The sequence below is a fragment of the Streptomyces marispadix genome, assembly GCF_022524345.1.
GTDB lineage: Bacteria > Actinomycetota > Actinomycetes > Streptomycetales > Streptomycetaceae > Streptomyces > Streptomyces marispadix.
Genome location: NZ_JAKWJU010000002.1, coordinates 1100720 through 1125932, shown reverse-complemented (window position 1 = coordinate 1125932; position 25213 = coordinate 1100720). Strand labels below are relative to the sequence as shown.

The window sequence follows — 25213 nt, the reverse complement described above, 5'->3', positions numbered from 1 at the left end:
AAGCAAGTCGGACTACGGCACAAAATATGGTCAATTCGTGCAGGACGACAGGCGGAGAGACCCGCGGGGATCCAAACCACCGGTGACGGAACCATGCAGCACTCCCACCGAAGGGCTGGGGACCCACCACAGAGCGGAGGATGCAGAGAATGGCCGGCGCTATGCGCAAGATGGCGGTCTACCTCGGCCTCGTGGAGGACGATGGGTACGACGGCCCGGGATTCGACCCCGACGACGAGTTCGAGCCCGAACCGGAGCCCGAGAGGGACCGCCGGCGGCACGAGCCGTTGCAGTCGCACGACCCCCTGCCGAAGGACGAACCGGCCGAGCCGGTACGGGTGATGCACCCGCCCGCCCAGCGCGAGAGGGAGCAGCCGTCAGCCCCGGCGGTCATCGAAAATGGACGATCCGGGAGAATTGCCCCCGTGTCATCCATCACACCTGAACGCCAGAGTCTGGAGAAGAGCGCGCCGGTGATCATGCCCAAGGTCGTGTCGGAACGGGAGCCTTACCGGATCACCACGTTGCACCCCCGGACGTACAACGAGGCCCGTACCATCGGGGAACACTTCCGCGAGGGTACCCCCGTGATCATGAACTTGACGGAGATGGACGATACGGACGCGAAGAGACTTGTCGACTTCGCGGCCGGTCTGGTCTTCGGTTTGCACGGGAGTATTGAAAGAGTGACGCAGAAGGTGTTCCTGCTGTCTCCTGCTAACGTCGATGTCACGGCGGAGGACAAGGCCCGCATCGCAGAGGGCGGGTTCTTCAACCAGAGCTGAAGACGCAGGATCAACGGAACGGGCCGTAAGGTCGCACGAGAGCGCCCAACGAGGCGAGGGGAGAGGGGAGCGCAGTGAGTACCGCACTCGAGGTGGTCCAAGTCGCGCTGTACTGCTTCCTGCTCGTGTTGATCTTCCGACTGGTGATGGACTACGTCTTCCAGTTCGCCCGCTCATGGCAGCCCGGCAAGGCGATGGTGGTCGTTCTCGAGGCGACCTACACTGTCACTGATCCGCCACTCAAGCTTCTGCGGCGGTTCATCCCGCCGTTGCGCTTCGGGGGCGTGGCGCTCGACCTGTCCTTCTTCGTACTGATGATCATCGTCTACATCCTGATCAACGTCGTGGCCAGGCTGTGAACGATCGAAATGGTCTTGCCGACATGCCGACGAGTTACGTTGAGGTGAAGAGATGCCACTGACCCCCGAGGACGTGCGGAACAAGCAGTTCACGACCGTCCGCCTCCGAGAAGGCTATGACGAGGACGAGGTCGATGCCTTCCTCGATGAGGTCGAAGCCGAGCTGACGAGGCTGCTGCGCGAGAACGAGGATCTGCGGGCGAAGCTCGCCGCAGCGACCCGTGCCGCCGCGCAGAACCAGCAGCAGGGCGGTATGCGCAAACCCGAGCCACCGGACAGGCAAGGCGGGGGGCCGGTGCCCGCCGCCATATCAGGTCCGCAGCCCGTGCCGCCGGGTCAGCACGGCGGTCCCGGGCAGCACCCCGGCCAGCACGGTCCGGGGCAGCACGGCCCGCAGCAGGGCATGGGCGGTCCTCCCCAGCTTCCCGGCGGGCAGCCGGCGCTTCCCGCCGGTCCGGGCGGCCCTCAGGGCGGTCCCGGTGGACCCATGGGTCCCGGCGGACCCCAGGGCGGTCCTGGCGGTCCCATGGGCCCCGGCGGCCCGCAGATGCCCGGTGGCGGCGGCCAGAACAACGACAGCGCGGCGCGCGTGCTGTCGCTGGCGCAGCAGACCGCGGACCAGGCCATCGCGGAGGCTCGTTCCGAGGCCAACAAGATCGTCGGCGAGGCGCGCAGCCGTGCCGAGGGTCTTGAGCGTGACGCCCGCGCCAAGGCCGACGCCCTTGAGCGGGACGCCCAGGAGAAGCACCGCGTCGCGATGGGCTCCCTGGAGTCCGCGAGGGCGACGCTGGAGCGCAAGGTCGAGGACCTGCGCGGCTTCGAGCGTGAGTACCGCACGCGTCTGAAGTCGTACCTGGAGAGCCAGCTCCGTCAGCTCGAGAACCAGGCCGACGACTCGCTGGCCCCGCCGCGCACGCCTTCGGCGCCTTCCCTTCCGCCGTCCCCGTCGATGGCGTCCGCGGGCGCCGGGGTCGGCAGCATGGGCGGTCACCAGTCGATGGGCGGCAACGGCGGCATGGGCGGTCCGGGCGGCCCCTCGCAGGGCGGCGGCCAGAGCTACGGCGGTGGGCAGCAGCAGATGTCCCCGGCCATGACGCAGCCGATGGCTCCCGTACGTCCGCAGGGCGGCCCCGCGCCGCAGCAGGCTCCGTCTCCGATGAGGGGCTTCCTGATCGACGAGGACGACAACTGAGCGTCTGACGGCGGAATTCGCCGGCATAAAGGCAAGACCGGGCCCGGAAGCGCAACGCTTCCGGGCCCGGCCCTTTGCGTACGGGCCCTGTGTACTGCCCTTGTGCGTACGGAATGTGCGCGCACGGGACGCGGGCAGGGCGCGGGCGAGGTCGCCGCGGTCGGACAGGGCTCTCAGGCGGCTGCGTGAGCGCTCGTCCCGTCCGAGTCCCGTCCGAGTCCCGGGTGCGGGCTCTCACTCCGCCAGCCGGACGCTCAGGGGCTTTGCGGGCGGGCGCTGCCGGGGGCGTACGGGAGCCCGAGGGCGCCGTGGTGCTCGACAGGGCCCTGGGGCACCCCGAGCGGGGCGTCCCAGGGCCTGTGCCCGGCTCCCGTACGAGCGGCTCGTCAGAGCTTGCGCAGGCGGAAGACGAGGGAGAGAGCCTCGTCCTCGAAGGGGGCGCCGAAGTCGGAGTCCCCGCCGCCGGCGGGCTCGTCCCCGGAGGCGCCTTCCGCCGCCGGCGCGAAGTCCTCGGCGAGGACCTCCTCCCGGATCAGACCGGCGTGCTCCACCAGCGCCCGCTCGACCTCCTCGTCCGTAGAGGACCAGCGCAGCGCGATGCGGTCCGCGACGTCGAGGCCGCTGTTCTTACGGGCCTCCTGGATGAGGCGGATGGCGTCGCGGGCGAGGCCCGCGCGGCGCAACTCCGGTGTGATCTCCAGGTCCAGGGCGACCGTGGCTCCCGAGTCGGACGCGACGGACCAGCCCTCGCGGGGGGTCTCGGTGATGATCACTTCCTCGGGTGTGAGCGGGACTTGCTCGCCGTCCACCTCGACCGCGGCCGTGCCTTCGCGGAGCGCCGCCGAGAGCGCCGCCGCGTCCGCGTCGGCGATCGCCTTCGCCACGGCCTGGGTGCCCTTGCCGAAACGGCGGCCCAGGGCACGGAAGTTGGCCTTCGCGGTGGTGTCGACGAGGGAGCCGCCGACCTCCGAGAGGGACGCCAGCTCCGAGACGTTCAGCTCCTCGGTGATCTGGTTGCGGAGGTCGGGGGAGAGGGTCTCGAAGCCGGACGCGGCGACGAGGGCGCGGGACAGCGGCTGACGTGTCTTCACGCCCGACTCGGCGCGGGTCGCGCGCCCCAACTCGACCAGGCGGCGCACCAGAAGCATGTCCTGCGACAGTTCGGGGTCGACCTTGGACAGGTCCGCCTCGGGCCAGTCGGTGAGATGCACCGAATCCGGCGCTCCCGGCGTGACCGGAACGATCAGGTCCTGCCAGACCCGCTCGGTGACGAACGGCACGATCGGTGCCATCAGCCGCGTCACCGTCTCCAGGGTGTCGTGGAGCGTACGCAGCGCCGCCGGGTCGCCCTGCCAGAAGCGCCGACGCGAGCGCCGCACATACCAGTTGGACAGATCGTCTACGAAGGTCGACAGCAGTTTGCCGGCGCGCTGGGTGTCGTAGTTCTCCATCGCGAGCGTCACCTGGTCGACCAGCGCGTGCAGTTCGCTCAGCAGCCAGCGGTCCAGCAGCGGCCTGCCGTCGGGCGCGGGGTCCGACGCGGAGGGCGACCAGCCGGACGTACGGGCGTAGAGCGCCTGGAAGGCGACCGTGTTCCAGAAGGTCAGCAGCGTCTTGCGGACGACCTCCTGGATCGTGCCGTGCCCGACCCGGCGTGCCGCCCAGGGCGAGCCGCCCGCCGCCATGAACCAGCGCACCGCGTCGGCGCCGTGCTGATCCATCAGCGGGATCGGCTCCAGGATGTTGCCCAGGTGCTTGGACATCTTCCGGCCGTCCTCGGCGAGGATGTGGCCGAGGCAGACGACGCTCTCGTAGGAGGACTTCTCGAACACGAGCGTGCCGACGGCCATCAGCGTGTAGAACCAGCCGCGGGTCTGGTCGATGGCCTCGGAGATGAACTGCGCGGGATAGCGCTTCTCGAACAACTCCTTGTTCTTGTACGGGTATCCCCACTGCGCGAAGGGCATCGCGCCCGAGTCGTACCACGCGTCGATGACCTCGGGGACGCGTGCCGCCTCCAGGGAGCAGCCCTCGGCGGGGCAGCCGAAGGTGACCGCGTCGATGTAGGGGCGGTGCGGGTCGAGGGACGACTGGTCGGTGCCCGTCAGCTTCGTCAGCTCCGCGAGTGAGCCGACGCACGTCAAGTGGCCTTCCTCGCAGCGCCAGATGGGCAGCGGGGTGCCCCAGTAGCGGTTGCGGCTGAGGGCCCAGTCGATGTTGTTGTCGAGCCAGTCGCCGAAGCGGCCGTGCTTCACCGACTCCGGATACCAGTTGGTGAGTTCGTTCTGCTCCAGCAGCGCGTCCTTGATCCGGGTGGTACGGATGTACCAGGACGGCTGGGCGTAGTAGAGCAGCGCCGTGTGGCAGCGCCAGCAGTGCGGATAGCTGTGCTCGTAGGGGACGTGGCGCAGCAGCAGGTTGCGTGCGTCGAGGTCGGCGACGAGCGCTTCGTCGGCCTTCTTGAAGAACTGCCCCTCCACCAGGTGCAGTCCGGCCTCGAAGGTGCCGTCGGGGCGCACCGGGTTGACGACGGGCAGGCCGTAGGCCCGGCAGGTGCGCATGTCGTCCTCACCGAAGGCGGGCGCCTGGTGGACCAGGCCGGTGCCGTCCTCGGTGGTGACGTAGTCGGCGTTGACGACGAAGTGGGCGCCCTGCATCTCCACGATGTTGAACGGGCGTTCGTAGCCCCAGCGTTCCATCTCGGCGCCGGTGAAGGTCTGTCCGGTGGCCTCCCAGCCTTCGCCCAGCGCCTTGTCCAGCAGCGGTTCGGCGACGACGACCTTCTCCAACCCGTCGGTCGCTACCACGTAGTCGACGTCGGGGTGCGCGGCGACCGCGGTGTTGGAGACGAGCGTCCAGGGAGTGGTCGTCCACACGAGCAGGGACGCCTCGCCGGCCAGCGGACCGGACCTCAGCGGAAAGCGCACGTAGACCGACGGGTCGACGACCGTCTCGTAGCCCTGGGCGAGTTCGTGGTCGGAGAGGCCCGTGCCGCACCTCGGGCACCAGGGGGCGACGCGGTGGTCCTGGGCCAGCAGGCCCTTCTCGAAGATCTGCTTCAGCGACCACCAGACCGACTGCACGTACTCCGGGTCCATGGTGCGGTAGGCGTCGTCCATGTCGACCCAGTAGCCCATGCGCGTCGTCAGTTCGGCGAAGGCGTCGGTATGCCGGGTGACGGACTCGCGGCAGCGGGCGTTGAACTCGGCGATGCCGTAGTCCTCGATGTCCTGCTTGCCGTTGAAGCCCAACTCCCGCTCCACCGCGAGCTCCACGGGCAGTCCGTGGCAGTCCCAGCCGGCCTTGCGCGCCACGTGGTAGCCGCGCATCGTACGGAAGCGGGGGAAGACGTCCTTGAAGACCCTGGCCTCGATGTGGTGGGCGCCGGGCATGCCGTTGGCGGTGGGCGGACCCTCGTAGAAGACCCACTCGGGCCGGCCCTCGGACTGTTCGAGGGTGCGGGCGAAGACCTTGTGCTCCTGCCAGAAGTCGAGCACGGCGTGCTCAAGGGCGGGCAGGTCTACCTGGGCGGGCACCTGTCGGTACTGCGGCATCGGAACTTCCTCCGGCGGACTTCTCTGCTTCCGTCGGAGGGACGAGAGCGCCTGCCTGAACGGCCGCGGCCCCGCGGTACCACCCTCCTTGGCAGCGGGCCGGGCCCACTGCCCCCTCATTGGGGTGCGCTGCCGGTTCTACTCACGCCGGCCGGACCGGGCGCTTTCTTCCGGCGGCTCCGGGGTGATCTTCGCGCCGTGCAGGCCCCCGGGCTCACACCGTCCCCGGGTCGCTCGCGGCTGCGTACGGACGCTACTCGTCCCCTTCATCGCCTGTCGCTGCGCCCAGTGTACGGGGCTTCGCGCACTGGGGCGGGGCGGTTTTCGCAGGGCCGGGCGGGGCACAACGGATTGGAGACCGGCGTGCCCCAGTTGTCGAGCGTTCGGAGTCGATTTATCGTTCCGGTCACGTTTCGCGAGCAAGATCACAATATGTGAAGGGGCCACGGCCATGGTGGCGAGAGGATCTGCCGCGAGTTCCCCTGCGGCTGCTGACAAGTCCACGAACAAGGCCGCGGCACCGAACGAGACCTCCGCGGCCGGCCGTGCCGCACCGAAGAAGAAGGCCGCGAAGAAGTCGGCGAAGGCGGCACCGAAGAAGACGGCGGGGAAGAAGCGGAGCACGGCGGGGAAGAAGACCAAGGCGGCGAAGGCCACAGCCGGAGAGACCGGAAAGGCCGGGGTGAAGGGGGAGGGGCCCGCGAAGAAGAGCGCGGCTGAGAAGAAGGCGGCGCAGAAGAAGACGGGGAAGACAGCACCGAAGAAGGCCGCAGCGCCGGAGCGTGCTGCGAAGAAGACCGCGAAGAAGACCTCCAGGGCCCGGAAGAAGGGCACGGAAGCCGCGAAGCCGGCGAGGACCGCGCCGAAGAAGACCACGGCGAAGAAGCAGACGACAGGAGCCGAGAAGGTGGCTGCGAAGAAGACTCCGGTGGCGAAGGCCGAGAAGGTTCCCACGGCGCGTGCGGTCGCCGCTCCCGCGGAACCGGGCGAACTCGCCGTACGTGCCGGCGAGGAGCCGTGGACGCCGCAAGAGGTCGAGGAGGCCCGCGGCGAACTCGAGAGCGAGGCCCAGCGGCTGAGGGACGAACTCGTGGCCTCCGGCGAGGCGCTCGACGGGCTCATGCGCGACTCCGGCGACGGAGCCGGTGACGACGACGCCGACACCGGGACGAAGAACATCACCCGCGAGCACGAGATGGCGCTGGCCGCCAACGCCCGGGAGATGCTCTACCAGACCGAGCGGGCCATCGAGCGGCTCGACGCCGGTACGTACGGCCTCTGCGAGAACTGCGGAAACCCCATCGGCAAGGCCCGGATGCAGGCCTTCCCCCGGGCGACGCTCTGCGTCGAGTGCAAGCAGCAGCAGGAGCGGCGCTAGGTGCCTGAGGGGCGGGCGGGCAGTGAAGGGGGCCGAGGCCGTCCTCACATGTCGTACCCTCGTCGGGTGACAGAGGCGGAGCGGACCATCGGTACCCCTGAAGAGACCACGGAAGAGCCCGCCGACGGTGCGGGCGGTGACGATGAGGGGACCGCTCCCCGCGGCAGGCGCCGGATCGGCGTGCTCATCTCCGTGGCCGCTCTCGCGTACGCCCTGGACCTGGTCAGCAAGCTGATCGTGGTCGCCGGTCTGGAGCACCACGCACCGATCCAGGTGATCGGCACGGTGCTCCAGCTCGACGTCGTACGGAACCGGGGCGCGGCCTTCGGCATCGGCGAGGCGCTGACCATCGTCCTCACCGCTATCGCCGCCGTCGTGATCGTCGTCATCGCCCGTATCGCGAGGCGGCTCTACAGCGCTCCGTGGGCGATCGCGCTGGGGCTGCTGCTGGGCGGCGCGTTCGGGAATCTCACCGACCGGGTCTTCCGGTCGCCCGGTGTCTTCCAGGGCGCCGTCGTGGACTTCATCGCGCCCACGCACTTCGCGGTGTTCAACCTCGCGGACTCGGCGATCGTGTGCGGGGGCATTCTCATCGTGATCCTCTCCTTCCGTGGCCTGGACCCGGACGGGACCGTCCACCGCGACGACTGACCCGGCTTGAACCGGGGCGCCCGGTGCCCGGGCCGCAGCACTCGGTGACGAAGCGGACCGCGGCTTCCGGCATACTCGATCGGGTGAGCACGATCCCCGAAACCCGCACCCTGCCCGTACCGGACGGTCTGGAGGGCGAGCGCGTCGACGCCGCCATCGCCCGGATGTTCGGCTTCTCACGTACCAAGGCGGCCGAACTGGCCGCAGGTGGAAAGGTGTTGCTCGACGGCACCGAGGCAGGAAAGTCGGACCGGGTGCACGGGGGTGCGTGGCTGGAGGTGGAGCTGCCGCCTCCGCCCGAGCCGGTACGGATCGTGGCCGAGCCCGTGGAGGGCATGACCGTCGTGCACGACGACGCCGATGTCGTTGTCGTCGACAAGCCCGTGGGCGTCGCCGCGCATCCCAGCCCCGGCTGGAGCGGTCCCACCGTGATCGGCGGGCTCGCCGCAGCCGGTTACTCGATCGCCACCTCGGGTGCGGCGGAGCGGCAGGGCATCGTGCACCGGCTGGACGTGGGCACCTCCGGGCTGATGGTCGTCGCCAAGTCGGAGCGTGCGTACACGCTGCTGAAGCAGCAGTTCCGGGAGCGGGCCGTGGACAAGCGGTACAACGCGCTGGTGCAGGGGCATCCCGATCCGCTCAGCGGCACGATCGACGCTCCTGTCGGACGGCATCCGCAGCACGACTACAAGTGGGCCGTCACCGCCGACGGCAAGCCTTCGGTCACGCACTACGACCTGATCGAGGCGTTCCGCGCGGCCAGCCTTCTCGACATCAAGCTGGAGACCGGGCGTACGCATCAGATCCGGGTGCACATGGCCGCGCACCGGCACCCGTGCGTGGGCGACCTCACCTACGGGGCCGACCCGACGCTCGCCAAGCGGCTGCGCCTGGAGCGGCAGTGGCTGCACGCCGTGCGGCTCTCCTTCGAGCATCCGTCCGACGGGCAGTGGGTGGAGTACGAGAGCGCCTACCCGGACGACCTTCAGCGGGCCCTCGACCTGGTGCGTGCGGAGAGCGCGTAGGGGTGGACCAGCTCGCTCTGCTCTTCGCGCTGCTGCTCGGCGCCGTACTGACCGTCCCGCTCGGGGACCGTACGGGTGTGCCCTCGCCGGTGCTGATGACGCTGCTGGGCGGGGTGCTGGCGCTGCTGCCGTTCGTGCCGGACGTGGAGGTGCCGCCGGAGTTCATCCTGCCGCTGGTGCTGCCGCCGCTGCTCTACGCGGCGGTGCACCGTACGTCGTGGCGTCAGTTCGCGGCGAACAGGCGGCCGATCCTGCTGCTGGCGGTGGCGCTGGTCTTCGTGACGACCGCGGTGGTCGCTGCCGTGGCGCACGCCCTGGTGCCGGGGCTGGGCATAGCCGGGGCCGTCGCTCTCGGGGCGCTCGTCGCGCCGCCCGATCCCGTGGCGGCGACGTCGGTCGCGGGGAGGCTGGGGCTGCCGCGGCGGCTGGTGTCCATCCTGGAGGGCGAGGGCCTCTTCAACGACGTCACCGCGATCACGCTCTACCACGTGGCGGTGGCCGCGGCCGTCACGGGGACGTTCTCGGTAGGCGGCGCCGTGGGGGAGCTGGTGCTCTCCGGTGTGGTTGCCGTGCTGGTGGGGCTGGCGCTGGGGTGGGCGGCGAACAAGCTCGCGGGGTTCCTCGCGGACGCGACGCTTCAGACGGGGCTGACGCTACTGGTGCCGTTCGCCTCGTACGTACTGGCGGAGGAGCTGAAGGGCTCCGGTGTGCTGGCGGTGCTGATGACCGCGCTGTACCTCTCCTCGGGGCGTGCGGTGGACGCCGACGACGTACAGGGAAGGCTGGTCGGGCAGAGCTTCTGGTCGATCGTCGACACGCTCGTCACCGGCGTCGCCTTCGGGCTGATCGGGCTCGAACTGGCCGTCGTGGTGGGCCCCGTGAGCGGGCGGTGGAGCGAACTGCTGCCTGCCGCGCTCGCCGTGATCGCCGCGGTGGTCGTGATCCGGCTGGTGTGGCTGCTGCCTGCGGCGCGGTTGGCCAAGCGGCTGCACCGGCGCAAGGACCTCGACGAGGACATCCCGCTCAACTGGCGTGAGACGACGGTCGTCTGGTGGGCCGGGATGCGCGGGGTGGCGTCGGTGGCGCTGGCGCTCGCGGTGCCGCTGACCGTCGAGGGCGGCGGCGACTTCCCGGAGCGCGACGCCATACTCTTCATCGCCTTCGCCGTCGTGCTGGCCACTCTCGTACTACAGGGGCTGACGCTGCCGTGGCTGGTGAAGCGGCTGCGGGTACGGGCGGACAGCGCCGCGGAACGGGAGCTGGAGCGGCAGTTGGCGATGCGCTGCGCGAAGGCGGCGAGACGGCGGCTGCGTGAGATCGAAGCGGACGAGGACCTTCCGGAGGAGGTCTCGGAGGCGCTGCTGCGGCGGGCGCACGATGTGGGCGCACGCATCTCGCCGGACATCGTGGACGAGGAGCGGCGCGAGGCGTACTCGCGGCGTGCGTCCCGGATGAAGAAGGTCCACCGGCTCAACGGCGAACTGCTCTCCGCCGCCCGTCACGAGGTCCTCGCGGCACGCGGGGAGCCGGGCGCGGACCCGGAGATCTGCGACCGGGTGCTGCATCAGCTCGATCTGCGCAGCTTCCGGATCTGAGGCGGCGGGACGGTTATCGGGCCGTCCGGGCCCGTCTGGGTCGCCTTACGGGGATGTGCCCCCTCCCCCGAGTCGCCCGGTCTGCGGCGGCAGGTCCGCGGCGGCCGGTCCGCACCCGCGGGCCCGGCCCGGTCCCACGGTCAGGGGAGGCCGCTCTCCTGGTGGTTGCGGTGTTCCGGGCGGCCGTTGGGGTACGTACCGGGCGGGTCGCCCGCGGAGGAGAGGCGGATTCCGGGCAGCGCGTAGGGGTGTTCACGCTGGAGCCATTCGACGAGCTGCTCGCGCAGGTCGCAGCGGAGCGTCCACAGGTCGTCGGAGGTACGGGCCGAGACGGCGGCACGGACCTCGATGGTGGTGGGAGTGGTGTCGGTGACGACGAGGCTCCAACTGCGCCCGTCCCAGAGGTCGTTGGCGCGCACCAGCTCCTCGGTCCGCTTGCGCAGCTCCGCGATGGGCGCGGAGTGGTCGAGCTGGAGGTAGACGGTGCCGTGCATCTGCGGCCCGCCGCGTGACCAGTTCTCGAAGGGCTTGCTGGTGAAGTACGAGACCGGCATCGTCACGCGGCGCTCGTCCCATGTGCGAAGCACCAGATAGGAGACGGTGATCTCGTCGACCGTGCCGAACTCCCCGTCCACGACGACCTCGTCGCCGATGCGCACCATGTCGCCGAAGGCGATGGACAGCCCCGCGAAGAGGTTGCCCAGGGTGGACTGGGCGGCGATGCCCGCGACGATTCCCAGCACGCCGGCGGACGCGAGCATCGAGGTGCCCAGCGTCTTCATCGCGTCGAACTGGAGGAGGATCGCGGAGGCGGCGATCACCACCACGACCGTGGTGACCAGGCGCTGGATCAGCGTGAGCTGGGTCTTCACACGCCGGGCGCGTGCCGGGTCGTGGGCCACGCCCGCGTAGCGCACGGTCGTCGTCTCCACGACGGCGGCGAGCACGCGCAGCGCCAGCCAGGCGGTGGCCGCGATGAGGATGATGTGCAGCCACAGGTTGACGGCCGGACGGTAGTGCCTGGCGATCTCGGCCTGGTCGTAGAAGATGTTGAGGAGCGCTACGAAGACGACGGCCTGGAGCGGCACGCGCCCACGGCGCAGCAGGCCCCACAGCGGCGTCTCCGGGCGGCGGGCGTCGACCCGGCGCAGCAGCCGGTCGACTCCCCATGCGACGGCGAACGCGAGCACGATCGCACCGCCGAACACGATGAGCGGCCGTAGCACGTTCTCCATGGCGGGATGACTCCTCGGGGTTGACGGGCACTGCCGACCGTACCTGCCACCATGTGCGGGGTCCCGGCCCGTATCGGGTCCGCAGGCGCTATGTGAGGGAAGTGACACTTTGGCCACCGTCGTGCTGTTCCACTCCGTCCACGGGCTGCGACCCGCCGTGCACAGGGCGGCGGACCGGCTGCGCGCCGCCGGTCATGAGGTGCACACCCCGGACCTCTTCGACGGCCGTACGGCGGCGACCGTCGAGGAGGGCATGGAGCTGAAGGACGAGATCGGCCGGGACGAACTGCTGATGCGGGCCGTCACCGTGACCGCTCCGCTCTCCGAACGGGGCCTGGTCTACGGGGGGTTCTCCCTCGGCGGTGCCATCGCGCAGAACCTCGCCCTGGCCGACGAGCGGGCGCGGGCGCTGCTCCTGCTGCACGGCACGTCGGACCTCGCGGAGGACGCCGCCGTGGACGATCTGCCCGTACAGCTTCACGTCGCCGACCCCGACCCCTTCGAGCCGCACGACTGGCTGAACGCCTGGTATCTGCGGATGCGGGGTGCGGGCGCGGACGTCGAGGTCTTCCGGTCCCCGGGGGCGGGACATCTGTTCACCGACGAGGATCTGGACGACTACGACGAGGACGCGGCGGAGCGCACCTGGCGCACGGCGCTGGGGTTCCTCGACAGCGTGGGGTGACCGCCCCGGCGGGGACGCGGGCCGGCGTCCACCAGGCCGGTCGGGGACGGCCGTCCGGCCCGGTGGTGTCCCATAGGCGGCCGGTCAGGCGTCCAGCGGCCCGTCCGCCTTCTCCAGGCGCTGGGTGCCGGAGAGCGTCCGGTAGGAGCGGCGCACCTCGGCGGTGGCGTCGCGGTCGGCCTTGTCGGACAGCACGAAGTAGTCCATGTGCGCCCGCTCGGAGTCGACGTCGAGGACTCCGTAGCCGTGCGAGTCCATGTCCAGCCATCGCACATGCCCGTTGGTGGCCTTGACGGCGGCCTCGGCGACGGACGAGACGGTGTCGGGCGCGACGTTCAGCACGTCGTCGAGATTGTCGGAGGTGACGGACGTGACGACGAACTCCGTTGCCACGGGCGCGTCTTCGGGATAGGTCGCGGCCTTCACCGGCACCTCGTTGGCGAAGGCCATATGGATGTCGCCGGTGAGGAAGACGGTGTTGTCGATGTGCTGGTCGCGCAGATGCGTCAGCAGCTCGCGGCGGTCGTCCGTGTAGCCGTCCCACTGGTCGACGTTGACGGCCAGGCCCTCCTTGGGAATGCCCAGCAACTCCGCGAGCGGGCCCAGCAGATGGGCCGGTACGGCACCGAACGCGATCGGCGCGATCATCACCGACGTACCGACCATGCGCCAGCGCGAAGCCGAGGCCGAAAGGCCGGACTTGAGCCAGTCGAGCTGCTTGCGGCCCGTGAGGGTGCGGTCGGGGTCGTCGATGACGTCGCCGTCGCCGATGGACGCCTGCTCGTCGCGGAAGGAGCGCAGGTCGAGCAGGTGCAGATCCGCGAGGCGTCCGAAGCGCAGCCGGCGGTAGGTGGTGCCTCCGGTGGAGGGGCGTACGGGCATCCACTCGAAGTACGCCTGCTGCGCGGCCCGTCGGCGGTCCGCCCAGGTGCCCTCCTGGCCCTCGGTGTGGTTCTCGGCGCCGCCCGACCAGGCGTCGTTGGCGAATTCGTGGTCGTCCCACATGGCGACGAGGGGGTGCGCGGCGTGCATGGCCTGTACGTCGGGGTCGAGCTTGGTGTGCCCGTGCCGCAGCCGGTAGTCGGCGAGTGTGACGGTCTCGTGTTCGGGCTGGACGGTGCGCACGGTGTCCGCCCCTCGCAGGGGGTACCCCTCGTGCCCGTACTCGTATATGTAGTCGCCGAGATGGAGGACCGCGTGCAGATCGGAGCGTGCGGCGAGATGTCTGTACGAGGAGAAGTAGCCGGCCTCGTAGTGCGCGCAGGAGACCACGCCGAAGCGGAGGTTGGGGGTGTCGGCGTCCTCGGCGGGCGCCGTACGGGTGCGCGCGGCAGGGGAGTCGGCGTTGCCGGCGCTGAAGCGGAACCAGTAGGAGGTGTCCGGCGAGAGTCCTCGTACGTCGGCCTTGACGGTGTGGTCTGAGGCGGCTTCGGCCTTCGCGGTGCCGCGGGCCACGACCTTGCGGAAGCCCTCGTCCTCTGCGACTTCCCAACTCACCGTGACCGGGCCGCCCTTGCCCGATCCGGGTACGGCGTCCGCGCTGGGGGTGACGCGAGTCCACAGCAGTACGCCGTCCGGCAGCGGATCGCCGGAGGCCACGCCGTGGAGGAAGGAGGGGCCCTCGGCCGCGTGTGCGCCGGTCGCGCCGCCGGCGAGGGGGAGCAGTGCCGCGGAGGCGGCGGTGGCCGCGACTACCGTGCGGCGCCTGGGACGTCCGGGTCTGGATGTGACGTCGGAGCCGGGTCTGTGCCCGGGTCTCTCCGCCGGAGCAGATGTGGGGGATTCACCATGTGTATTGGTCACGGACCTTGATGTTACGCACAAGTAGCCCCGACGGGCAGGGAACTCACAGGAGTTCGCCTTCCCGTCGGGGCGAATTCGGCCGCCCGTCACGGGGGATGAAGCGGCATGGAACGGCGCGAACCCCCCGGGCGGGAGCGGTCAGCCGCTGAGCTTCACGCCCAGCTTCTGGAGCTCGGCCGGGAGCTGCTGCTGCTCGACGTCCTTACCCTCGATACGGATCGTGGGCGTGGCCTGCACCTTGCCCTTCTTGAATCCGTCGACCATCTCCAGCGCCCACTTGTCGTAAGTGCCCTCCTCCAGGGCCTTCTTGAAGCCGCCGTTGTTCTTCAGCGCCGGTACGGTGTCGGCCACCTCCAGGAGGTAGTCGTCGTCGGCGAACTTGTCCTGGCTCTCCTCCGGATGGAACTTCGGGGAGTACAGCTTGTCGTGGTAGTCCTGATAGGCGCCCTTGCTCACATTGAGCGCCGCGCCCAGGGCGCTGATGGCGTTCTTGGAGCCGTCGCCGCCGAGGTTGCCGTCGATCAGGTCGCCCAGGTGCACCTTCAGCTTGTACTTGTTCTGCTCGGCGCCCTTGACGAGGATCTTGCCCGCGCCCTGCTCGAACTGGGCGCACGCCGGGCAGCGCAGGTCCTCGTAGATGTCGACGGTCTTCTTCGCGTTCTCGCCGCCGGCGACGATGAACTCGCCGTTCTTCCCAGACGAGTTGGCGGGCTTGACCAGCTTCTGGTCCTTGGCCGCCTCCCAGCCGCTGGGCGCGGTGAGTTTGGTGACGGCGAAGAAGATGCCGCCGGCCACGGCCAGTACGCCGACGACGGCGACGCCGACGAGTGCCTGGCGGCGCATCTTGTCCTTCTTGGCCTGCCGCTCGCGCTCCGCGCGCAGCCGATCGCGGGCGGCGCGCTTTGCTTCCTGGCTGTTGCGCTTGCTCATGGGTTCCTTCTCCGTAATTGCGTAAGTACGCGGTCTGCGTATGGAACGACGGATGGGCTGTGGCTGTGGTGTGCTCGCGTGCTCGCCTGCCCTGGCGGCTGGGCGGCCGGCCCGGTAGCCGGGTGGCCGAGGTCCGCCGGGCCGAACGGGGCGCCGGTGCCCGGCCGTTGCGGCCGGTCGCAACCGGGCTGTTGCCGCGGCCGGGTCTGTGAGGCCTGGCGTGCCGGCTCGACCCGGGCGCGCCGGACTCGGGCGGTCAGGCTGCGAGCAGCAGCGCCGGCGGTCCTCGTCGGTGCACGGAGTGGGTCAGCAGCGGCAGAGCGCGAGGGCCCAGCACGGGCAGCGACCGCGGGGCCGGGGCGGGTCCGCAGCAGTCGTACGTACGGCCACCGGCGGCGAACGCCAGCCGCAGCGGCCGGAACGCCGTTACCGAGGCCGCGCGCAGCAGTTTCGCCAGCGCCGCCTCGCCGCGTCGCAGCCAGGCGGCGGCCACCAGCCCGACGGCCACGTGCGCGGCGAGCAGCAGGAACGGCGTCGCCGAGGGGGCGGCGTCCAGCGGACCGAGCGGACCCAGCGGCCCTGCCTGACCGGAGGCCCCGAACTGGCCGAGTGCGCCCGTGCCGCCTCCCGCGCCGCCGCCCTGAGCGCTACGCGAGAGCGCGTCGGCGGCGCCGTGCCCGCCCTGCGAGGCGACGTGGGTCAGTCCGGCGCCGAAGTCGCCGCCGCCGCACAGCAGATCGACGCCCACGGAGCGAAGGGGACCGGTGACCGGGCCGCCCGCCTGCCCGTAACAGGTGTGCTGGCCGGAGGTGAAGACGGTGTCGGCGAGCAGCTCCAGCGGGATGAGCACGGCGGCGATGCGCCCGTAGCTCCGCTCGCGGTCCGCGAGGGCGAAGGCGAGCAGGAAGATCACGCCGGTGACCGCGAGCAGCGGGCCGAGGGGGAGCGGCACCCCGGAGAGCAGTACGTGGGACCCGGCGGACAGCGTTACGCACAGCACGGTGAAGACGACCGCCCGCACTGTCCGTATGCCTGCCGCATCCATGTCCATCGCCGGGAAGTGTGCCATGCGGAGGGGTAAGGGGTCTTTAAATGCGGGCCCCTGGATCGCGGACCTCCGCCCCTGGATCGCGGACCTCCGCGTCACAGAGCCCGGACCGGTCCGCGGGCGGTCCCCGTCCGTCGCTCCCTCCGGCCGCCCTCCCACCCTGGCCGTGCCGCTCCCCGCAGGGCCGCCGCCCCTCGCAGGACCGGTGCACCGGGCTCCGGCTACAGCCCGGGGATACGGCCGTTGCGGAAGAGGTCCACGAAGATCTGGTGGTCGCGCCTCGCCCTCGAACCGTAGTCGTGCGCGAAGTCGGTCAGCATCCGCGGGAAGCCCTCCTCGTCCTTGGCGATCGCCGCGTCGATGGCGCGCTCGGTGGAGAAGGGCACCAGGGAGTGGCCGCTCTCGACGTCGGCGGCGCCGTGCATGGTCGCTGTGGCCCGGCCGAGGTCGCCGACGACCTGGGTGATGGCGCCGAGGTCGTCCAGGTCCGACCAGTCCAGGTCGACGGCGTAGGGCGAGACCTCGGCGACGAGCTGGCCCGCGCCACGCAGTTCGGTCCAGCCCAGCCACGGGTCCGCGTGCGCCTGAAGCGCCCGCTGCGAGATCACCGTGCGGTGGCCCTCGTGGAGGAAGTAGCCGTGGATGGCGGGGTCGGTGATGTGGCGCGCGACGGCGGGGGTCTGCGCCTGCTTCATATAGATCACCAGGTCGTTCTCGAGGGCGTCGCTGTGGCCTTCGAGCAGGATGTTGTACGAGGGCAGCCCGGCGCTGCCGATGCCGATGCCGCGGCGTCCGACGACGTCCTTGACCCGGTAGGCGTCGGTACGGAACCGGGTCGCGCCCGGCAGCGTGCGGATGTACGCGTCGAATGCCTCCAGCACCTCGGAGCGGGTCGCCTCGTCCAGTTCGACGGTGCCGCCGCCGGGCGTGAAGCGGCGTTCCCAGTCGCGGATCTCGGTCATGCTCTCCAGCAGCGCGAAGCGGGTGTTGGCGCGTGCGGAGCGCAGCGCTGCGAGTACGGGGCCGCTCGCGGTGTCGAGGGTGAGCGAGGGCGCGCCGTCGTCGTCCTTGAGGTCGTCCCGTACGCCCGCGTCGCGCTCGGCGAGGTGGCGGATGCGCTCGCGGTAGGCGCCGGCGTAGGCGCGCACCAGGCCGGTGATCTGCTCGTCGCTGAGGGCCTTGCTGTAGCCGAGCAGCGCCACGGAGGCGGCGAAGCGCTTCAGGTCCCAGGTGAAGGGGCCGACGAACGCCTCGTCGAAGTCGTTGACGTTGAAGGTGAGCCGTCCGTTGGCGTCCATGTACGTGCCGAAGTTCTCGGCGTGCAGATCGCCGTGGATCCAGACCCGGCCGGTGCGTTCGTCGAGGAAGGGGCCGCCGAGTCCGGGGCCGTCGGCGCCTTCCGTGCCGTTCCCCGCTCTCGCCGGGGCGTCGCTGCGCTCGTACTCCTCGGTGGCGTCGGCGTAGAAGAGGCAGGCGGTGCCGCGGTAGAAGGCGAACGCGGAGGCCGCCATCTTGCGGAACTTGACCTGGAAGGCGGCCGGATCGGCGGCCAGAAGCTCTCCGAAGGCGGTGTCGAAGACCTCCAGGATCCGCTCGGCGCGGGCGTCCGCGCTGCCGGTCTGCTGCGTTGCCATTGGTGCCGCCCTTCCGGGTCGTCGACGTGCTGGTGCCGACGGGATCTTCTCGCACGGAGCGCAAAGAAGCGTTGGGGGAGGCGGTAAAGCGGAGAGAAAGGCGTGCGGAGCCGATGGCGCGCCCCGGTGCGTTGTGCCGGGACCGGCTGCCGCGCAGAGCCCGCGCGGCCGCTCGTGACCGGGCCGCGCCGCCGGGCCGTACCGCCGCGCGCCGCCCGGGAGTTGGGGACCGGCCGCCGCCCGTCCGCGTTGTCGGTGGCGGGTCGTAGACTCCGGAATCGTCCAGCAGAACCCGTGCCCGGAGGTGTCCCGCGCCGTGACCGACCAGCCGTTCACACATCTTCACGTGCACACTCAGTATTCGCTCCTGGACGGCGCGGCGCGGCTGAAGGACATGTTCAAGGCCTGTGAGCAGATGGGCATGTCGCACATCGCGATGACGGACCACGGGAATCTCCACGGCGCCTACGACTTCTTCCACCAGGCCAAGGACGCCGGTGTCACCCCGATCATGGGCATCGAGGCGTACGTCGCCCCGGACCACCGGCGGAACATGCGCCCGGTCAAGTGGGGCACCCCGCACCAGAAGCGCGACGACGTCTCCGGTAACGGCGCGTACACGCACATGACGATGTGGGCCCGGGACAAGGAGGGCCTGCACAACCTCTACCGGGCCCAGTCCCGCGCCGGTCTGGAGGGCTTCTTCCGCAAGCCCCGCATGGACCGCGAACTGCTCGCCGAGTATGCGAAGGGGATGATGGCCACCACCGGCTGCCCCTCGGGCGAGGTGAGCACCAAGATCCGTCTGGGGCAGCTAGAGGAGGCCGTGCAGGCCGCCGGGGAGTTCCAGGACATCTTCGGCAAGGAGAACTTCTTCGTCGAGCTGATGGACCACGGCATCGACATCGACAAGCGGGCGAGGGACGGCCTCGAGGAGGTCGCCAGGCGCATCGACGCCCCGTTCGTGGTCACCAACGACTCGCACTACACCTACGAACACGAGTCCGCGGCGCACGACACCCTGCTGTGCATCCAGACCGGCAGCAATCTCTCCGACCCCGACCGCTTCAGCTTCGACGGCGCGGGCTACTACATCAAGTCGGCCGAGGAGATGTACGCCATCGACTCCTCGGACGTCTGGCAGCAGGGCTGCCGCAACACCCAGCTTCTGATCGCCGAACGCGTCGACACCGCGGGCATGTTCGAGACGAAGAACCTGATGCCGCGCTTCGACGTGCCCGAGGGCTACGACGAGGTGTCGTGGTTCAAGGAGGAGGTCAAGCGGGGAATGGCCCGCCGCTACCCCGGCGGCGTCCCCCAGGACCGCCAGGAGCTCGCCGAGTACGAGATGGACGTCATCATCTCGATGGGCTTCCCCGGCTACTTCCTCGTCGTCGCCGACTTCATCAACTGGGCCAAGGACAACGGCATCGCGGTCGGTCCCGGCCGGGGCTCCGCCGCGGGCTCGATCGTCTCGTACGCCATGGGCATCACCGACCTCGACCCGGTCACGCACGGGCTGATCTTCGAGCGGTTCCTCAACCCCGAACGCGTCACCATGCCCGACGTCGACATCGACTTCGACGAGCGCAGGCGCGGCGACGTGATCCGTTACGTGACGGAGAAGTACGGCGCGGACAAGGTCGCCATGATCGGCACCTACGGCACGATCAAGGCGAAGAACGCCATCAAGGACTCGGCCCGCGTGCTGGGTTACCCGTATGCGATGGGCGACCGCATCACCAAGGCCATGCCCGCGGACGTCCTCGGCAAGGGCATCCCGCTGTCGGGCATCACCGACAAGGACCACCCGCGCTACAGCGAGGCGGGCGAGATCCGCGCGATGTACGAGAACGAGCCGGACGTCACCAAGGTCATCGACGCCGCGCGTGGCATCGAGGGCCTGGTGCGGCAGATGGGCGTGCACGCCGCGGGCGTGATCATGTCCAGTGAGCGGCTGATCGACCACGTGCCGGTCTTCTCCCCGAAGAACGACGGCGTCGTCGTCACGCAGTGGGACTATCCGAGCTGCGAGGCGCTGGGCCTGCTGAAGATGGACTTCCTCGGCCTGCGCAACCTCACGATCATGGACGACGCGGTCAAGATGATCCGCAACAACAAGGGCGTCGACCTCAAGCTGCTGGATCTGCCGCTGGACGACCCCAAGACCTTCGAACTGCTCTGCCGCGGCGACACGTTGGGCGTCTTCCAGTTCGACGGCGGGCCCATGCGCTCCCTGCTGCGGATGATGAAACCCGACAACTTCGAGGACATCTCCGCCGTCTCGGCCCTCTACCGCCCGGGCCCGATGGGCATGAACAGCCACATCAACTACGCCCTCCGCAAGAACGGCCAGCAGGAGATCACCCCGATCCACCCCGAGCTGGAGGAGCCGCTCAAGGAGGTCCTCGACGTCACCTACGGCCTCATCGTCTACCAGGAGCAGGTGCAGAAGGCCGCCCAGGTGCTCGCGGGCTACTCGCTCGGACAGGCCGACCTTCTTCGCCGTGCGATGGGCAAGAAGAAGAAGGAGGTCCTCGACAAGGAGTTCGTCAACTTCCAGAAGGGCATGCGGGACAAGAGCTACTCGGACGAGGCCATCCAGGCCGTCTGGGACGTGCTCGTGCCCTTCGCGGGCTACGCCTTCAACAAGGCGCACTCCTCCGCGTACGGACTGGTCACGTACTGGACGGCGTATCTCAAGGCCAACTACCCCGCGGAGTACATGTCGGCGCTGCTCACCTCGGTGCGCGACGACAAGGACAAGTCGGCGGTGTATCTCAACGAGTGCCGCAAGATGGGCATCAAGGTGCTCCCCCCGGACGTCAACGAGTCGGAGGCGAACTTCACCTCGCGCGACGACAAGACCATCGTCTTCGGCCTCACTGCCGTGCGGAACGTCGGCCAGAACGTCGTGGACTCGATCGTCAAGTGCCGCAAGGCGAAGGGGAAGTACGCCTCCTTCCCGGACTTCCTCGACAAGGTCGAGGCGGTCGTGTGCAACAAGCGCACCGTCGAATCGCTCATCAAGGCGGGCGCGTTCGACGAGATGGGCCACACCCGCAAGGGGCTCACGGCACAGTTCGAGCCGATGATCGACAACGTCGTGCAGGTCAAACGCAAGGAGGCCGAGGGCCAGTTCGACCTCTTCGGGGACCTCGGCGGCGACGACGGCGACGACTCACCGGGCTTCGGGCTGGACGTCACCTTCTCCGAGGAGGAATGGGAGAAGACGTATCTCCTCGCCCAGGAGCGGGAGATGCTCGGTCTCTACGTCTCCGACCATCCGCTCTTCGGACTGGAGCACGTGCTCGACGAGAAGGCCGACGCCGCCATCTCCCAGCTCACCGGCGGTGAGCACTCCGACGGAGCGATCGTGACCATCGGCGGCATCATCTCCGGGTTGCAGCGCAAGATGACCAAGCAGGGCAACGCCTGGGCCATCGCCACCGTGGAGGACCTGGCCGGTTCGATCGACTGCATGTTCTTCCCGGCGACGTACCAGCTCGTCTCCACCCAACTCGTCGAGGACGCGGTCGTGTTCGTCAAGGGACGGCTGGACAAGCGCGAGGACGTGCCGCGGCTGGTCGCGATGGAGCTGATGATCCCCGACCTGAGCGAGGCGTCCGCGAGCGCTCCGGTGACGATCACCATCCCCACGGTGAAGATCACGCCGCCGCTGGTGGAGAAGCTCGGCGAAGTCCTCACCCACCACCGGGGTTCGAGCGAGGTGAGGGTGCGGCTCCAGGGCGCCCGCAAGACCACGGTGCTGCGGCTGGACCGGCACCGGGTCACGCCCGCGCCGGCCCTCTTCGGCGACCTCAAGGAGCTGCTCGGTCCGTCCTGCATGGCGGGCTGACGGCGCCGGACGGCGGGCCGGGGCCCGGCGGTTGGGGATCTTCGGGACGCGTCCTGGCCCGGCACGGGCCCGCTCGGGTTCGCGGCGGGTGCGCGCCGTCCGCCTCGACTGCCGCCCGCCATGGCGCAGTTGAGGCCCCCGCCTCCTGACGTACGTACCGATGCCCGTACATGGAAGTGGGCGGCCCCGGGGCTGGGGCCGCCCACTTCTTCATACGCGCCGACGTGCGGTGCCCAAGGGCACAGGTGAATCAAACGGATTGTTGTCGACCTCTGCGCCAGGCAGGGTCAGTTGTGTCCGAAGCGCCGCTGGTGTTTGCGGGCGACGTCTGCGGGGCTGACGCTTCTGCCCGACGACGGGCGCGACGGCTGGCCCTCTGTTGAGCCGCTCTCCGGCCTGCTCTGGTCGCGCTCGCCGTCCCCGGCTTTCTTCTGACTGCGTTCCTGATTCCTGCCCTTGGCCATGATCGCCTCCTGGTGACCGTTGAACTTTGGGCCGAATTCAGCCTGGCACGGGGGTATGAAGCGCGCATGTCGGACAATCACCGTGAGTAAGGCGGTTCTTCGCGCTGTTGCGTTCCCACCTCATGTGTGCCGCCACGCCGATGATCGTGCGCGGCCGGTAAGCCCTGTACGGTCAGGCAGACTCGAAGGCGAAACACACGGCCCGGCTCCGGCCGGGATCGGTGACCGAGAGTGGGTGGATCGTGGACCGCTGCGTCGTTCTGGTGGATGCCGGATATCTGTTGGGCGCCGCCGCGAGTCTGCTGGCGGGAGAGCCCATGCGCTCCCAGATCAGCGTGGATCACGCGGCTTTGATCCGCGGGCTGCGGGAGCGGGCCGAGGCCGACACGGGATGCGATCTGCTGCGCATCTACTGGTTCGACGGCGCACCGGACCGGGTGCCGCAGCCCGAGCACCGCAGACTGCGCGTGATGCCGCGGGTGACCGTACGTCTCGGCGCACTGACCAGAAGCGACGGCCGCTGGGCTCAGAAGGGCGTCGACGCGGCGATGCACGCCGAGCTGACGGAACTGGCCCGCAACCGTGCCTGTTCCGACATCGTCCTCGTCACCGGCGACGGGGATCTGCTCCCGGGGCTGATGTCCGCCAAGGAGCACGGTGTCGCCGTACATCTGTGGGCCGTGCAGGCGGCGGACGGCGACTACAACCAGTCCGAGGACCTTGTGGCGGAGGCCGACGAGCGCCGCGTGCTGGACCGTAGCTGGATCACCGAGGCGGTACGCGCCACGGAACCGTCCGGCGCCTACCACCCGCAGTCCGCCTCGCGCCCCGAGATCGCCGCGATCCTCTCCGCGCCGCTGCCCGAGGCCACGAAGAACGGCAGCGCGCCCGTGCCGCCCACGGCGCCCGGACCCGTACCGCCTGCTTCGGGAACGGCGGACGCCACCCCCGCCGCGGCGCCCGCCGAGGAGGACGAGGGAGACTCACCGGCCGCCGCGGGCAGAAGCACCGCCGCCGTGCCCACCCCCAAGGACCTCGCGAGCCTCGGCCGCCCCACGCCGCCTCCGCATCAGGGCCAGAGCACGCCGCCGGGCGCGACGCTGCGCTGGTCCTCCGAGCGGGGCTGGGTGGAGCGCGGTACGCCCGGTGAGTCGCCGGAGGTCGCCGCGCTTCCGATGCTGGCGCAGCTCACGACGGCCGAGCAGCGCTGGGCAGACCGCGAGGAGGACATCACGGCGGTCAGCGGCGACCCCTTCGAGGTCGGTCAGGTCTTCGCACGGCGCTGGCTGGAGCGGCTCGGCTCGCCCGCGCATGTGCAGACCCTCGCCCGTGAGTATCCGCGCATCCCGCATCGCATCGACGGGGAACTGCTGCGTTACGCCGCGAGGTTCGGGCTGCTCGCGCACAAGGACGACCAGATCGACGAGCACGACCGCTACGCGATCCGTGCGGGCTTCTGGCGCGAGGTCGACGCACCGGTGGCCGGGCAGGCGACGCCCAACGGGCAGGGAAGCCAAGCGGGGCAGGCGGCACAGGCGGGCCACACCGGCCAGCCGGGACAGCCGGGTGAGTCCGGGCGCAGCGGCCAGAGCGCGCCCGAGGGGCAGGCCGGGCAGGGCGCCGCAACCGGTGAGGACGCCTCCGTCGCCGACCAGTGACCCCTGCCGGATTCTGATCGGGGCATCGCGCTCGCCTTCGCGTGGCGCCCTCGCCCGTTCGCCCTCGCCCCCGCCTTCCCCGGGCCTGACGCTTGCCCGCATCCGTGCGGAAACCCCCCTTCCGGAAGGTGCGCCGACGCTGGAGCGTAGGCTCGTCGCTCGTGGGAACCGGCACGCGGCAGCAGACGGCGGAGAGCGTACGAACGCCGACACGGGCCGCTGTGCGCATAGCGGACCTGGTCAAGACGTATCCCGTGAGCGTGCGCCGGTCCGCAGGGTTCCCCCTCGGCCTGCTACGGAGGTCCCCGAGGACGCCGGACGCCGCGGGCTCGGTGACCGACGGTTCCGGTCTCGGTACCGGTTCCCGTGCGGGGGTGCGCGCGTGCGACGGGGTCACCTTCGACGTACGGCAGGGCGAGGTCTTCGGCCTGCTCGGGCCCAATGGAGCGGGCAAGTCCACCGTCGTAAGGCAGTTGACGGGTCTGCTGCGGCCCGACTCGGGCACGGTGGAGGTCCTCGGGCACGATCTGGTACGCCATCCGGAGCGTGCCGCGCGGGTCCTCGCGCATCTCGGCCAGGAGTCCGTGGCGCTGGACGAGTTGACCGTCGCCCTGGCCGCGGAGACCACCGCTCGGATGCGCGGCCTTGACGCCGCCGACGCCCGGCGTGAACGGGACGACGTACTGGACGAGCTGGGCCTGTGCGCCCTCGCGGGCCGTCCCCTCAGGAAGCTCTCCGGCGGGCAGCGCCGACTGGCGTGCGTCGCCGCGGCGCTGGTCGGCGAACGGCCGCTGCTCGTACTCGACGAACCGACGACCGGCATGGACCCCGTCGCCCGGCGGGCGGTGTGGTCGGCGGTCGAGCGCAGACGCAAGGAGCGCGGAACGACGGTGGTGCTGGTGACGCACAACGTCATGGAGGCCGAGACCGTCCTCGACCGGGTCGCGGTCCTCGACCGTGGCCGCGTGATCGCCTGCGACACCCCCGGCGGGCTGAAGTCGCTCGTCGGCGGCGACGTACGGCTCGAACTGGTCTGGCGGGACCGCCCGCCCCTCGAAGTGCCGCAGGTCGCGGACCTCGCCGGGCGTGCCACGGTCTCCGGCCGCCGCTGGACGCTGCGAATGGCGCCAGGGGCGGCTCGCGCCGCGGTGGACGTCGTCACCGGCGGGCCCGCGTTCGCGGCCCTCGACGACTTCTCGCTGGCCACCCCCAGCCTGGAGGACGTGTATCTCGCGCTGGGCGGCAGCGGGGAAGGTCTGGTGAAGGCGTGAGTACGACCGCGTCGGCACGCGAGGCGCAGGCGGCGAAGTCCGCAAGCGAGGCGGAACCCGCGAGCGAAGCGAGGCCCGGGTACGAAG

Annotated in this window: 17 protein-coding genes and 1 pseudogene; 11 read left to right on the top strand and 7 right to left on the bottom strand. The window is 70.1% G+C overall.

The window, feature by feature from the left end; genetic code table 11:
* Positions 1-149: 149 nt before the first annotated feature.
* From MMA15_RS04900 to MMA15_RS04890, 3 genes are all read left to right on the top strand, one after another.
* Positions 150-785, top strand: coding sequence for a cell division protein SepF (locus MMA15_RS04900; protein WP_241057737.1), 636 nt, complete (start codon positions 150-152; stop codon positions 783-785).
* Positions 786-859: 74 nt separating this feature from the next.
* Positions 860-1144: a YggT family protein gene (locus MMA15_RS04895; RefSeq protein ID WP_028435711.1), complete on the top strand. Its 285-nt coding sequence runs from the start codon at positions 860-862 to the stop codon at positions 1142-1144.
* A 52-nt stretch (positions 1145-1196) separates the two neighbouring features.
* Complete coding sequence (locus tag MMA15_RS04890) at positions 1197-2336, top strand: DivIVA domain-containing protein (RefSeq protein WP_241057736.1); 1140 nt, start codon at positions 1197-1199, stop codon at positions 2334-2336.
* A 386-nt stretch (positions 2337-2722) separates the two neighbouring features.
* On the opposite strand, the gene ileS is transcribed toward MMA15_RS04890, so the two are convergent.
* Positions 2723-5890, bottom strand: coding sequence for an isoleucine--tRNA ligase (gene ileS, locus MMA15_RS04885; protein ID WP_241057735.1), 3168 nt, complete (start codon positions 5888-5890; stop codon positions 2723-2725).
* A gap of 451 nt (positions 5891-6341) precedes the next feature.
* Here ileS and MMA15_RS04880 point away from each other — a divergent pair, with 451 nt between their 5' ends.
* The 4 genes from MMA15_RS04880 (at position 6342) to MMA15_RS04865 (ending at position 10539) form a co-directional block, all read left to right on the top strand.
* Positions 6342-7268, top strand: a complete 927-nt coding sequence (locus MMA15_RS04880; protein ID WP_241057734.1) for a TraR/DksA C4-type zinc finger protein — start codon at positions 6342-6344, stop codon at positions 7266-7268.
* Between the two features lie 66 nt (positions 7269-7334).
* A complete protein-coding gene (gene lspA, locus MMA15_RS04875; protein WP_241057733.1) occupies positions 7335-7919 on the top strand; it encodes a signal peptidase II in 585 nt (194 codons plus the stop codon).
* An 83-nt stretch (positions 7920-8002) separates the two neighbouring features.
* Positions 8003-8944: an RluA family pseudouridine synthase gene (locus MMA15_RS04870; RefSeq protein WP_241057731.1), complete on the top strand. Its 942-nt coding sequence runs from the start codon at positions 8003-8005 to the stop codon at positions 8942-8944.
* 2 nt (positions 8945-8946) lie between these two features.
* Entirely contained in the window at positions 8947-10539 is a 1593-nt protein-coding gene (locus tag MMA15_RS04865; protein WP_241057730.1) for a Na+/H+ antiporter, read from the top strand.
* A 140-nt stretch (positions 10540-10679) separates the two neighbouring features.
* Here MMA15_RS04865 and MMA15_RS04860 read toward each other — a convergent pair whose 3' ends face one another.
* The gene (locus tag MMA15_RS04860) at positions 10680-11774 is read right to left on the bottom strand and encodes a mechanosensitive ion channel family protein (protein WP_241057729.1); all 1095 of its coding nucleotides are present in this window, start codon (positions 11772-11774) and stop codon (positions 10680-10682) included.
* A 109-nt stretch (positions 11775-11883) separates the two neighbouring features.
* Here MMA15_RS04860 and MMA15_RS04855 point away from each other — a divergent pair, with 109 nt between their 5' ends.
* Positions 11884-12459, top strand: coding sequence for a dienelactone hydrolase family protein (locus MMA15_RS04855; RefSeq protein WP_241057728.1), 576 nt, complete (start codon positions 11884-11886; stop codon positions 12457-12459).
* A gap of 84 nt (positions 12460-12543) precedes the next feature.
* On the opposite strand, the gene MMA15_RS04850 is transcribed toward MMA15_RS04855, so the two are convergent.
* From MMA15_RS04850 to MMA15_RS04835, 4 genes are all read right to left on the bottom strand, one after another.
* Positions 12544-14262 (bottom strand): alkaline phosphatase D family protein, encoded by a 1719-nt coding sequence (locus MMA15_RS04850; protein WP_372498181.1) that lies wholly within the window; start codon positions 14260-14262, stop codon positions 12544-12546.
* A gap of 138 nt (positions 14263-14400) precedes the next feature.
* The gene (locus MMA15_RS04845) at positions 14401-15192 is read right to left on the bottom strand and encodes a thioredoxin domain-containing protein (protein ID WP_241057727.1); all 792 of its coding nucleotides are present in this window, start codon (positions 15190-15192) and stop codon (positions 14401-14403) included.
* Positions 15193-15448: 256 nt separating this feature from the next.
* Positions 15449-16243, bottom strand: a complete 795-nt coding sequence (locus MMA15_RS04840; RefSeq protein WP_241057726.1) for a hypothetical protein — start codon at positions 16241-16243, stop codon at positions 15449-15451.
* Positions 16244-16461: 218 nt separating this feature from the next.
* Positions 16462-17874 (bottom strand): DUF2252 domain-containing protein, encoded by a 1413-nt coding sequence (locus MMA15_RS04835; protein WP_241057725.1) that lies wholly within the window; start codon positions 17872-17874, stop codon positions 16462-16464.
* A gap of 316 nt (positions 17875-18190) precedes the next feature.
* Here MMA15_RS04835 and dnaE point away from each other — a divergent pair, with 316 nt between their 5' ends.
* Positions 18191-21733 carry a DNA polymerase III subunit alpha gene (gene dnaE / locus MMA15_RS04830; RefSeq protein ID WP_241057724.1) on the top strand — a complete coding sequence of 1181 codons (3543 nt, stop codon included), beginning with the start codon at positions 18191-18193 and terminating at the stop codon, positions 21731-21733.
* 287 nt (positions 21734-22020) lie between these two features.
* Here dnaE and MMA15_RS04825 read toward each other — a convergent pair whose 3' ends face one another.
* Positions 22021-22197, bottom strand: a complete 177-nt coding sequence (locus MMA15_RS04825) for a hypothetical protein (RefSeq protein ID WP_241057723.1) — start codon at positions 22195-22197, stop codon at positions 22021-22023.
* A gap of 242 nt (positions 22198-22439) precedes the next feature.
* On the opposite strand from MMA15_RS04825, the pseudogene MMA15_RS04820 reads away from it, so the two are divergent.
* Positions 22440-23702 (top strand): annotated as a pseudogene (locus MMA15_RS04820) (NYN domain-containing protein); the annotation flags it as partial.
* Between the two features lie 314 nt (positions 23703-24016).
* On the top strand, positions 24017-25126 hold the full coding sequence (locus tag MMA15_RS04815; protein ID WP_372498180.1) for an ABC transporter ATP-binding protein: 1110 nt from the start codon (positions 24017-24019) through the stop codon (positions 25124-25126).
* Positions 25127-25213 lie beyond the last annotated feature (87 nt).